Origin of the sequence: Pseudomonas sp., from assembly GCF_049300855.1 — a bacterium.
In the GTDB taxonomy this organism is placed as follows: Bacteria; Pseudomonadota; Gammaproteobacteria; order Pseudomonadales; family Pseudomonadaceae; genus Aquipseudomonas.
The window spans coordinates 622,200-633,729 of sequence record NZ_JBAQKH010000026.1; the positions used below are offsets into that span (position 1 = coordinate 622,200).

General features: G+C 60.4%; 10 protein-coding genes. 5 read left to right on the forward strand and 5 right to left on the reverse strand.

Annotated features, from left to right (window positions below):
• The first annotated feature begins 7 nt into the window (after positions 1-7).
• The gene (locus tag WA225_RS12465) at positions 8-1,234 is read left to right on the forward strand and encodes a winged helix-turn-helix domain-containing protein (RefSeq protein WP_422608131.1); all 1,227 of its coding nucleotides are present in this window, start codon (positions 8-10) and stop codon (positions 1,232-1,234) included.
• Between the two features lie 98 nt (positions 1,235-1,332).
• Here WA225_RS12465 and WA225_RS12470 read toward each other — a convergent pair whose 3' ends face one another.
• A complete protein-coding gene (locus WA225_RS12470; protein ID WP_016985491.1) occupies positions 1,333-2,679 on the reverse strand; it encodes a class II 3-deoxy-7-phosphoheptulonate synthase in 1,347 nt (448 codons plus the stop codon).
• A 153-nt stretch (positions 2,680-2,832) separates the two neighbouring features.
• On the opposite strand from WA225_RS12470, the gene WA225_RS12475 reads away from it, so the two are divergent.
• The gene (locus WA225_RS12475) at positions 2,833-3,588 is read left to right on the forward strand and encodes a spermidine synthase (protein WP_422608132.1); all 756 of its coding nucleotides are present in this window, start codon (positions 2,833-2,835) and stop codon (positions 3,586-3,588) included.
• 132 nt (positions 3,589-3,720) lie between these two features.
• On the opposite strand, the gene WA225_RS12480 is transcribed toward WA225_RS12475, so the two are convergent.
• Positions 3,721-4,512, reverse strand: a complete 792-nt coding sequence (locus WA225_RS12480) for a crotonase/enoyl-CoA hydratase family protein (protein WP_422608133.1) — start codon at positions 4,510-4,512, stop codon at positions 3,721-3,723.
• A gap of 424 nt (positions 4,513-4,936) precedes the next feature.
• Between WA225_RS12480 and WA225_RS12485 the strand changes: the two genes are divergently transcribed.
• Positions 4,937-6,610 carry a DEAD/DEAH box helicase gene (locus tag WA225_RS12485; RefSeq protein ID WP_008088238.1) on the forward strand — a complete coding sequence of 558 codons (1,674 nt, stop codon included), beginning with the start codon at positions 4,937-4,939 and terminating at the stop codon, positions 6,608-6,610.
• 118 nt (positions 6,611-6,728) lie between these two features.
• On the opposite strand, the gene WA225_RS12490 is transcribed toward WA225_RS12485, so the two are convergent.
• Positions 6,729-7,496 (reverse strand): DODA-type extradiol aromatic ring-opening family dioxygenase, encoded by a 768-nt coding sequence (locus WA225_RS12490; RefSeq protein WP_422608134.1) that lies wholly within the window; start codon positions 7,494-7,496, stop codon positions 6,729-6,731.
• Between the two features lie 102 nt (positions 7,497-7,598).
• Here WA225_RS12490 and WA225_RS12495 point away from each other — a divergent pair, with 102 nt between their 5' ends.
• The gene (locus WA225_RS12495; protein ID WP_422608135.1) at positions 7,599-8,246 is read left to right on the forward strand and encodes a thiopurine S-methyltransferase; all 648 of its coding nucleotides are present in this window, start codon (positions 7,599-7,601) and stop codon (positions 8,244-8,246) included.
• Between the two features lie 199 nt (positions 8,247-8,445).
• On the opposite strand, the gene htpX is transcribed toward WA225_RS12495, so the two are convergent.
• Both htpX and WA225_RS12505 read right to left on the reverse strand, forming a co-directional pair.
• Complete coding sequence (htpX, locus tag WA225_RS12500; protein ID WP_007908619.1) at positions 8,446-9,333, reverse strand: protease HtpX; 888 nt, start codon at positions 9,331-9,333, stop codon at positions 8,446-8,448.
• Positions 9,334-9,636: 303 nt separating this feature from the next.
• The gene (locus tag WA225_RS12505) at positions 9,637-10,848 is read right to left on the reverse strand and encodes a pyridoxal phosphate-dependent aminotransferase (protein WP_322844313.1); all 1,212 of its coding nucleotides are present in this window, start codon (positions 10,846-10,848) and stop codon (positions 9,637-9,639) included.
• Positions 10,849-11,072: 224 nt separating this feature from the next.
• On the opposite strand from WA225_RS12505, the gene msrB reads away from it, so the two are divergent.
• Positions 11,073-11,468: a peptide-methionine (R)-S-oxide reductase MsrB gene (msrB, locus tag WA225_RS12510; protein WP_422608136.1), complete on the forward strand. Its 396-nt coding sequence runs from the start codon at positions 11,073-11,075 to the stop codon at positions 11,466-11,468.
• Positions 11,469-11,530 lie beyond the last annotated feature (62 nt).

Consider the following 11,530-nt stretch of genomic DNA (forward strand, 5'->3'; position numbering starts at 1 on the left):
GATGCTCATGCCCGCGACTCTGGCCTTTTCCCTCAAACAGGCGCGACGACTGGCGCTGGCTGCCCAAGGATTCAACGGGCGCCAGCCGCCGACTGTCAAAGCTGCTCACCTCAACCGGCTGATCGAACGGCTGGGCCTGCTGCAAATCGATTCCGTCAACGCCGTGGTGCGCTCGCACTACCTGCCGCTGTTTTCCCGTCTCGGTGCCTATTCCTCCAATTTGCTCGACCAGGCTGCCTGGAGTTCGGGGCGACGTCGCACGTTGTTCGAATACTGGGGGCACGAAGCCTCGTTGCTGCCGCTGTCGATGTATCCGTTGATGGGCTGGCGCATGCAGCGGGCCAAACGTGGCGAGGATATCTATCAGCAACTGGCCAGGTTCGGACGCGAACAGCAGGACGTGGTTCGCCGGGTCTTGAGTTCGGTTGAAGAGCAGGGCGCGTTGGGCGCTGGCAGCTTGTCGACTCGCCAAGACAAGGCCGGACCGTGGTGGGACTGGAGCGCAGAAAAGCATGCGCTGGAGTGGTTGTTTGCGGCCGGTGAAGTCACGGTGGCGGGGCGGCGCGGATTTGAGCGTTTGTATGATTTGCCGGAGCGGGTGATTCCTCCATCGATTCTGCAACAAGCATTGCCGGATGAAGCCTGTGCGCAGCGCGGGCTGCTGTTGCATGCGGCGCAGGCACTGGGCGTCGGCACTGAAAAAGACCTGCGTGATTACTTTCGGTTGAACCCGGCGGATGCGCGTCCGCGCCTGGCCGAACTGGTCGAGGCGGGGCAACTGCAGATGTGCGAAGTCGCTGGTTGGCGGCAAATCGCCTATTGCCTGGCGGAGCCGAAAGTCCCGCGCAAGGTGATGGCCAGTGCGCTGTTGTCGCCGTTTGATTCGTTGATCTGGGAGCGTAGCCGCACCGAACGGTTATTCGACTTCAGGTATCGCCTCGAGATTTATACGCCGCAGGACAAGCGGGTGTACGGCTATTACGTGTTGCCGTTTTTGCACAACGAGCGGATTGCTGCGCGGGTGGATTTGCGCGCCGAGCGGGCGGCGGGGCGGTTGGCGGTGCATGCGGTGCACGAAGAGGAACAGGGGCTGGATGAGGAAGGGATGTTGGCGCTGGCCGTGAATTTGCGCCAGATGGCGGATTGGCTGGGACTGGCGCGGGTGCAGCTCAATTGCCAGCGCGAGAGTGCAGCGCGGTTGCGGGTGGCATTGGCAGAGATCGGTGGTGACTGAGTTGGCCCCTTCGCGAGCAAGCTCGCTCCCACATAGGTTTTGTGTACGACACAGATCCAGTGTGGGAGCGAGCTTGCTCGCGAAGGGGGCGATGCGGTCTAGCGGCGGACTTGTTTCAGGGTTTCAGCGATCAAGAACGCCAACTCCAGCGACTGATCAGCATTCATCCGTGGATCACAATGCGTGTGATAGCGATCCGACAAGCCATCTTCAGTAATCGGCCGCGCGCCCCCGATGCATTCGGTGACATTCTGCCCGGTCATCTCGATGTGAATGCCGCCGGCATAACTGCCTTCCGCCTCGTGCACCTGGAAGAACTGTTTAACTTCACCGAGAATCTGCGCGAAGTCGCGGGTCTTGTAACCGCTGCTGGCCTTGATGGTGTTGCCGTGCATCGGGTCGGAGCTCCACAGCACTTGCTTGCCTTCACGCTGCACCGCGCGGATCAGCGCTGGCAGGTGGTCACCGACTTTGTTGGCGCCCATCCGCGCGATCAGGTTGAGGCGCCCCGGATCGTTGTCCGGGTTGAGCACGTCGATCAGACGGATCAGATCATCGGGGTTCATGCTCGGGCCGACTTTGACGCCGATCGGGTTGTTCACGCCTCGCAGGAATTCGACGTGCGCGCCGTCGAGCTGGCGGGTGCGGTCGCCGATCCACAGCATGTGCGCTGAGCAATCGTAGTAATCGTTGGTCAGGCTGTCGCGCCGCACGAAGGCTTCTTCGTAGTTCAGCAGCAGCGCTTCGTGGGCGGTGAAGAAACTGGTTTCGCGCAGTTGTGGCGAGCTGTCCATGCCGCAGGCACGCATGAACGCCAGGGTTTCATCGATGCGATCGGCGAGGTGGCTGTACTTCTCGGCCAGTGCCGAGTTGGCGATGAAATCGAGGTTCCATTTGTGCACTTGGTGCAGGTCGGCAAAACCGCCCTGAGCAAACGCGCGCAGCAGGTTCAGCGTCGCGGTGGACTGATGATAGGACTGCAGCAGACGCTCCGGATCCGGTACGCGGCTTTTCTCATCGAAGCCGATGCCGTTGACGATGTCGCCACGGTAGGCCGGCAGGGTCACACCGTCGATCGTCTCGTCGTTGGCCGAACGCGGTTTGGCGAACTGACCGGCCATGCGCCCGACCTTGACCACCGGGCAACCGGCGGCGAAGGTCATGACGATCGCCATTTGCAGCAACACTTTAAAGGTGTCGCGAATCTTCGCCGCGGAGAACTCGGCGAAGCTTTCCGCGCAATCGCCGCCCTGCAGCAGGAATGCGCGGCCCTGCGTGACCTCGGCAAACTGACGACGCAGCTCGCGCGCTTCGCCGGCAAACACCAGTGGCGGATAGCTGGCCAGCGTCTGCTCGACCTGGTGCAGATGCGCAGCGTCAGGATATTGGGGTTGTTGCTGGATCGGCAGGGCGCGCCAGCTGTCAGGGCTCCACGGTTGGCTCATCACGGTCTCTAATTGGTTCTACGCACGGGAAGCCCATGGTAGCAGCAATTAGTGCGTGACCTGCTCCCGCCCCATCGCCGACAATCGCCGCTTTGCCACGGCGCCACAGCGGTGCCATCGCGTCACCGCGCCCGGTGACCACCAGGAGACGAAATGACTGAGGAGCGCGTCGAGCATCTGCTCGCCGAAGTACAGGATGAGTTCGGCGTGATTCGCGTGCTGGAAGTGGCCGATTACCGCTTTCTGGAGTTCGGCGATGCGATCGAGCAGAGCTGCGTGTTCACCGCTGATCCGAGCTGGCTGGAATACGACTACACCCGCGCGATGCTGATCGGTGCGTTGTGCCATGAGCAGCCGGAGAGTGCGCTGTTTCTCGGGCTCGGCGCCGGTACGCTGACCCAGGCCTGCCTCAAGTTTCTGCCGCTGGAAGATGTCGAAGCGATTGAACTGCGCCCGGATGTGCCGCGTTTGGCTATCGAATACCTTGGGCTGGATGATGATCCTCGCCTGTACATCCGTGTCGGCGATGCGCTGGAGTTGTTGCCGACCGCAGAACCTGCGGATCTGATCTTCGTCGACCTCTACACTGACGTCGGGCCGGGTGTCGGGCATCTGGCCTGGGGTTTTCTCGGTGATTGCCAGAAGCGTCTGAATCCGGGTGGCTGGCTGGTGATCAATCAGTGGGCCACCGATGATGGCCAGCCGCTGGGCGCGGCGCTGTTGCGTGGGCTCTATCACCGGCATTACTGGGAGTTGCCGGTGAAGGAGGGCAATGTGATTCTGATTGTGCCGGCGGATCTCGATCAGGTGCTGGACATGCAGGCACTGACGGCCCGGGCGGAGGCGCTGGCGCCGAAGTTGGGGTATTCGTTGCAGTCGTTGATCAACAGTATTCGCCCGGCCACCTGAGTCGTCAGTGCTGACCCCATCGCCGGCAAGCCAGCTCCCACAGGGTTCGCGCCGTACGCAAAATGTGTGAACGACTCGGTCACTGTGGGAGCTGGCTTGCCAGCGATGGCGCCCTGACAGGCGCCATAATTCTCAGATCCCCTTGAATATGCCAGGTCGCCGCTCCACCAACGAGCGCACCCCTTCCTTGGCATCTTCACTCGCCAACAACTTCTTCACCAGCGCCGGCAACCCCTGTGCCGCCGCTGTCTCACCTTCATACCTTGCCTGCCGCGCCGACATCAACGTCGCCTGCACGCCCAACGGTGCCTGCCGGGCAATCCGCTCAGCCAATTCAATCGCCCGGGGCAACAGATCCTCACTGGCCATCACTTCCTGCACCAATCCCAAGTGCAACGCATCGTGCGCATCAAACTCATCGCCGGTCAGCAACCAGCGCATGGCATTGCCCCATCCTGCGATTTGTTGAAAACGTAAAGTCGCGCCACCAAACGGAAAAATCCCACGTTGCACTTCCATTTGCGCGAAGCGGGTATTGCTCGCGCAAAGGTTGATATCTGCCGCCAGCATCAACTCGATGCCGATGGTCAGGCAGTAACCCTGCGCGGCGACAATCACCGGTTTGCTCACCCGTGGCCCGACGAAAACACCCCATGGGTCGCAGCCACCGGTCGGAACCTGCCAGCCTTGCGCCAATGCCGAGCTGGCATTGACCAGATCCAGACCGGCGGTAAAGTGCTCGCCATGGCCGAATACCACCGCTACCCGCGCCTCACTGTCGGCCTCGAACTCGCCGTAGGCCAGGCTCAGCTCGTTGAGCAGGTCGAGGTCGAAAGCGTTGCGCTTGGCCGCCCGATCCAGGCCAATCAGATGGACGTGACCACGGCGTTCACGGCTGACGCGGCCGGGGCAGGGCTGATTCATGGGTAGATCCTCGGGCGGGAAGGGCGGGTGCGGCGACGCAATGCCGCAGGTCGATGAATCGTTTAAGCGTCATCGCCCGCAGGGCCGGGCCTTTGAAAAATAGACCTTGGCGCGATTATCCGCAAAACCCCGTTACACAGCGGTGACACACGCATTCAGACGATAAAAAAAGCTCCCTTTTCGGGCAAAATCCGGTATAGTGCGCGCCGGCCTTTAACCGGGCCGCGTTTAGGTAGCGCAATTCCCCGAAGTCAGCTTCGGCTGCACGTCCGCATTGCGGGCTCTTCCCGGACGATTCTTTTTTTTCATTCATTCGTTTTCGCAAATCCCCGCCGACAAAGCTGCCAGGGCGACTCTTGAGTCTCAACACGGCATGCGCAGCTTTGGAGCATGGGTCTTTGCGGATGCACTTAGAGGCAGACCCATGACCCAGGAAACCGGCGGATTCGCCGCTTTTAATCTTAACCCGAATATTCTTGCAGCCGTCGCAGCGACCGGCTACGAAGAGCCTTCGGCGATTCAGCAGCAATCGATCCCGATCATCATGGCCGGCCAGGACATGATTGGCCAGGCGCAAACCGGTACCGGTAAAACCGCCGCGTTCGCACTGCCTATCCTGCACCGCATCGATCCTGCCAAGCGCGAACCGCAAGCCCTGATCCTGGCGCCAACTCGTGAGTTGGCGCTGCAAGTAGCAACCGCTTTCGAAACCTACGCCAAGCAAATGCCGGGCGTTACTGTTGTGGCCGTTTACGGCGGCGCGCCGATGGGCCCGCAACTGAAAGCAATCCGTAATGGCGCACAGATCGTTGTCGCCACTCCGGGCCGTCTGTGCGACCACCTGCGCCGTGACGAAAAAGTACTGTCGACCGTGAACCACCTGGTTCTCGACGAAGCTGACGAAATGTTGAAACTGGGCTTCATGGATGACCTGGAAGTCATCTTCAAGGCTCTGCCAGCGACCCGTCAGACCGTTTTGTTCTCGGCGACCCTGCCGCAGTCGATCCGCGCCATTGCCGAACGCCACCTGCGCGATCCGCAACACGTGAAGATCCAGACCAAGACCCAGACCGTTACCGCGATCGAACAGGCTCACCTGTTGGTTCACGCTGACCAGAAGACTTCGGCCGTTCTCAGCTTGCTGGAAGTGGAAGATTTCGACGCTCTGATCATGTTCGTGCGCACCAAGCAAGCGACCCTGGACCTGGCCAGCGCCCTCGACGCCAAAGGCTACAAAGCCGCGGCGCTGAACGGTGACATCGCCCAGAACCAGCGTGAGCGCGTGATCGACTCGCTGAAAGATGGCCGTCTGGACATCGTTGTCGCGACCGACGTTGCTGCTCGTGGTCTGGACGTTCCGCGCATCACTCACGTGTTCAACGTTGACATGCCGTACGACCCGGAATCCTACGTTCACCGTATCGGCCGTACCGGCCGTGCCGGTCGCGAAGGTCGTGCACTGCTGCTGGTGACTCCACGTGAGCGCCGCATGCTGCAAGTGATCGAGCGTGTAACCGGTCAGAAAGTCGCTGAAGTCCGCCTGCCGGATGCTCAGGCCGTTCTCGATGCACGCATCAAGAAACTGACCAACAGCCTGTCGCCGCTGGTCGCTGATGCCGAATCGACTCACGGTGAGCTGCTCGATCGTCTGACTGCAGACATCGGCTGCACCCCGCGTGCTCTGGCTGCTGCGCTGCTGCGCAAAGCCACCAACGGTCAAGCGCTGAACCTGGCTGCAATCGAGAAGGAACGTCCACTGGTGCCGAACAACGCACCGCGTGGCGACCGTCCTGAGCGCACCGGTGACCGTCCTGATCGTGGTGACCGCGAGCGTCGCGCGCCAATGCCTTTGGGCGAAGGCCGTGCTCGTTGCCGTACCGCGCTGGGTGCGCGTGACGGTATCGCCGCGAAAAACCTGCTGGGCGCCATCCTCAACGAAGGCGGTCTGGCCCGTGAAGCGATCGGTCGCATCCAGGTGCGTGACAGCTTCAGCCTCGTCGAGCTGCCGGAAGATGGTCTGGACAAACTCCTGACCAAACTGAAGGACACTCGCGTTGCTGGCAAGCAGTTGAAGCTGCGTCGCTATCGCGAAGATTGATCCGCCCCTGGGCTGATTGATCGAACATAAAAAATCCCCGACTGGTTCGGGGATTTTTTTTTGCCTGATTTTTGGGTTCACACAAACCCCTGTGGGAGCTAGCTTGCCAGCGCCGACGTCAGCCGAAGCGATAAATATCCATGCCCAGCGCACCCATCGTGAAGCCCTTGTGCGCCACGCTGAACTCACCGCCCGCACCCCGGGCGAAATACAGCGGCAACAAATGCTCATCACTCGGATGGCTGCGCACCGCATGCGGCGCCTGCTGGCGATAATCATGCAGCGCCGCCTCATCGTCGGCCGCCAGTTTCTCGATTACCCAGTCACGGAAGTCCCGCGCCCACGGTTCAACGCTTTCCGGGCCGGCGTGCCAGTCCAGTTCGCGCAGGTTGTGCGTGATGCTGCCGGAACCGATCAGCAGAATGCCCTGATCACGCAGGCTCGCCAGCGCTCGGCCGACCCGGGTTTGCAGGGCCGGGCCCGCGCGGCTCGGCAGCGAAACCTGCACCACTGGAATATCCGCCTGCGGGTACATCAGCGACAACGGCACCCAGACACCGTGATCGAATGGACGTTGCGGGTCGAGGCGGGCTGGCAGGTTGTTGGCTGTCAGCAAATCAGCCACTTCGCCAGCCAGTTGCGAATTGCCCGGCGCCGGGTATTGCACTTCAAACAGTGCGCGGGGAAAGCCGCCGAAGTCGTGCCAGGTTTCCGGTTGTGCATGGCTGCTGACCAGCAGTTCGTGGCTCTCCCAATGGGCGGAGACGATCACGATGGCTTTGGGTTTCGGCAATTCAGCGGCCAGACGCGCCAAGGCCGGGCCGCTGGCACCGGGTTCCAGCGCCAGCATGGGTGAGCCATGGGAAATAAACAGGCTGGGAAACATGATGGATTCCTGAGCGTTAAGATGGCCTCATCTTCAGTCAGGCATTGATCTAAATCTAATATAAGTTTTAAAGCTTTTTGATCGAATTATTCGGAGTGATGCATGCAACCTGAGTTTTGGCACAAGAAGTGGGCGTCCGGTCAGATCGGTTTTCACCTGCCGCAGGTGAATCCGTATTTGTCGCGGCACTGGGCGGTAGCGGCAACGGCGCGAGTGCTCGTGCCTTTGTGTGGGAAAAGTCTGGATCTGGCGTGGCTCGCCGGGCGCGGTCATCCGGTGCTTGGGATCGAACTGTCGGAAAAGGCTATCGAGGACTTTTTCCATGAGCATCAGGTGCAGCCGCAGATCAGCGAGAAGGGCGCGTTCAAGGTTTATCGTGGTGGCGCCATCGAACTGTGGTGCGGTGACTTCTTCGCGCTGACGGCGAACGATGTGGCCGATTGCACCGCTTTGTATGACCGCGCCGCGCTGATCGCCTTGCCGGCGCCGATGCGTGAGCGCTATGCGGCGCACCTTCAGCAGATCCTGGCACAGGGTGTGGAGGGGTTGCTGATCACGCTGGATTACGATCAGGCACAGATGCCCGGGCCACCGTTTGCCGTCGCGGATGATGAAGTGCAGCGCTTGCTCGGGGATGTCTGGCAGGTGCAGGTACTTGAGGAGCAGGATGTGCTGGCGGAGAGTGGAAGGTTTTTGCAGGCGGGCGTGACGCGGCTGGAGGAGCGGGTTTACCGGGTTTCCAGCCAATAGTTCTGTGCCGATAGCGCGCTGACGTCATCGCTGGCAAGCCAGCTCCCACAGGGTTGTGTTGTGTTCTCTCGATTTTCAATACACCGCAACCCACTGTGGGAGCTGGCTTGCCAGCGATGGGGCCATCAGGAACAGCCAATTAATCAAGGCAAAAAAAGGCCCGCATCACTGCGGGCCTCTTGTTTTTACGCCAATCTGATCAACCGCGACGACGCAGCGCGTCAATACGCTCTTCCAGCGGCGGGTGGCTCATGAACATACGGGCGAAGCCCTGCTTGATGCCACCGTTGATGCCGAAGGCGTTCAGGGTGTCGGGCATGTGCACCGGCAGGCCCTGTTCGGCGCGCAAGCGTTGCAGTGCGCCGATCATCGCGCTGGTGCCGGCCAGACGTGCGCCGGCTTCGTCGGCACGGAATTCGCGCTTGCGCGAGAACCACATGACGATTGCACTGGCGAGAATGCCCAGTACCAGTTCGGCGAAGATGGTCGCCACGTAGTAGGCGATGCCCTGGCCTTCTTCGTTCTTGAAGATCACCTTGTCGACGAAGTTGCCGATGATCCGCGCAAAGAACATCACGAAGGTGTTCACCACGCCCTGAATCAGCGCCAGCGTGACCATGTCACCGTTGGCGACGTGGCCGATTTCGTGGGCCAGTACGGCTTTCACTTCATCGGGCGAAAAACGCTCGAGCAAGCCCTGGCTGACCGCGACCAGCGCGTCGTTCTTGTTCCAGCCAGTGGCGAACGCGTTCGCTTCGTAGGCCGGGAAAATACCGACTTCGGGCATCTTGATCCCGGCTTCGCGGGACAGTTGCTCGACGGTTTGCAGCAGCCATTGCTCATGCCGGGTGCGTGGCTGGCTGATGATCTGGGTGCCGGTGCTCATCTTCGCCATCCACTTGGAGATGAACAGCGAGAACAACGAGCCGGCGAAACCAAAGACCGCACAGAAAACCAGCAGCTGACTGAGGTCGAGATCAACCCCGTTGGCCGCCATGAACCCGTTGAAGCCGAACAGGCTCAGGGTGATGCTGGCTATCAGCACGACCGCCAGGTTAGTGGCCAAAAACAGCAGGATGCGCATCATGGTTGTAGAAATCTCCTCAAGCTAAAGATGTAGCGTACTGCGGGGTATATAAGGTGCTGCACCGGGCTATTCAACTGAGTGACTATTTCAAACTGTGTCCTACAGCGGATTCTTCGGTGCTCGGCACATTTCCCACAACAGTTGCCGATAGGGATGACAGCCAGCCGCGACCCGTCGGCATTACCTCAGGCGCAGGTGACTGATACGAATCGCAAGTGTAGAAGGCGTGTGCAGACGCGGGACGCAGAAGTGTTGCTGAATCAGACAGTGCGCAACGTTTGGCCGTTGCGCACTGCTGGCCAGTTACTGGCGGTAGGACTTGAGGAAGTTACCGATACGGCCGATGGCCATTTCCAGATCATCGACGCGCGGCAGGGTGACGACGCGGAAGTGATCCGGCCACGGCCAGTTGAACGCCGTGCCTTGCACCACCAACAGCTTCTCGGAGAGCAGCAGGTCGAGGACGAATTTCTCGTCGTTGTGGATCGGGCAGACCTTCGGATCGATCTTCGGAAACGCGTACAGCGCACCCATCGGCTTGACGCAGCTCACGCCCGGAATGTCGTTGAGCAACTCCCAGGTGCGGTTGCGCTGCTCGAGCAGGCGGCCCTGCGGCAATACCAGATCGTTGATGCTCTGATAGCCACCCAGTGCGGTCTGGATCGCGTGCTGGCTCGGCACGTTGGCGCACAGGCGCATGTTGGCCAGCATGTCGATGCCTTCGATGTAGCTCTGGGCGTTGTGTTTCGGCCCGGAGATGGCAATCCAGCCGGAGCGGAAACCGGCCACGCGGTAGGACTTCGACAGACCGTTGAAGGTCAGGCAGAGCAGGTCCGGCGCCAGCGACGCAGTGCAAATGTGCACGGCATCGTCATACAGAATCTTGTCGTAGATCTCGTCGGAGAACACCACCAGGTTGTGCGCGCGGGCGATTTCCAGCATGCCCAGCAACACTTCCCTGGAATACACCGCGCCGGTCGGGTTGTTCGGGTTGATGATCACCATGGCCTTGGTGTTCGGGGTGATCTTGGCCTTGATGTCGGCCAGGTCCGGGAACCAGTCGGCGCCTTCGTCGCACAGATAGTGCACGGCGTTGCCACCGGCGAGGCTGACGGCGGCGGTCCACAGCGGATAATCCGGGGCCGGCACCAGTACTTCGTCACCGTTGTTGAGTAGCGCCTGCAGCGACATCACGATCAGTTCGGACACGCCGTTGCCCAGATAGATGTCTTCGATGCCGACACCTTCGACATTCTTCTGCTGGTAATACTGCATCACTGCTTTACGCGCGCTGAACAGGCCTTTGGAGTCGCTGTAGCCTTGCGCGGTCGGCAGGTTGCGGATCACATCCTGAAGGATTTCGTCCGGCGCCTCGAAACCAAACGGCGCCGGGTTGCCGATGTTCAGCTTGAGGATGCGCTGGCCTTCCTCTTCCAGTCGTTTGGCGTGCTTGAGCACCGGGCCGCGAATGTCGTAGCAGACGTTGGCGAGCTTGTTCGATTTGCTGAACTGCATGGCGATGTGATCCCGAAAATGAACGATCCAGACGGCGTGTGGACAACCGTACTGGGATTCCTGCGTCTTCGCACAGGCGGACGTCTTGAGCCGCGGCTCCCAGAATCCGTTTGAATGCGCCCGGTCTGGCTGCCAGACTGGTGCGTGACGAGGCGCAATCATACGTGCCGCCCGATCCGTGGAAAAGGTACAGATCGGGCTTTTTCAGCCGCTGAGGTGTGATGATGGAAAAGTTGGAAAAAACCCTGGAAGAATGGAAAGCCATGCTCGATCCACAGCAGTACGAGGTTTGCCGCCTCAGTGCCACCGAGCGACCGTTCTCCGGCAAATACAACGCGACCAAAACCGACGGCGTTTATCACTGTGTGTGCTGCAATGAGCCGCTGTTCGACTCCACGACCAAATTCGATTCCGGCTGCGGCTGGCCGAGCTTCTACGCGCCGATTGGCGAAAGCGCCATGACCGAAATCCGCGACATCAGCCACGGCATGATTCGCACCGAAGTGAAATGCGCCCGTTGCGATGCGCATCTGGGCCATGTGTTCCCGGACGGCCCGCCGCCGACCGGTCTGCGGTATTGCATCAATTCGGTGTGCCTGGATCTGGTACCACGCGAATAAACGAATGAAGGCGACCTGCGGGTCGCCTTGTTTTTCAATAATTAAATTGCACACAATTTAAT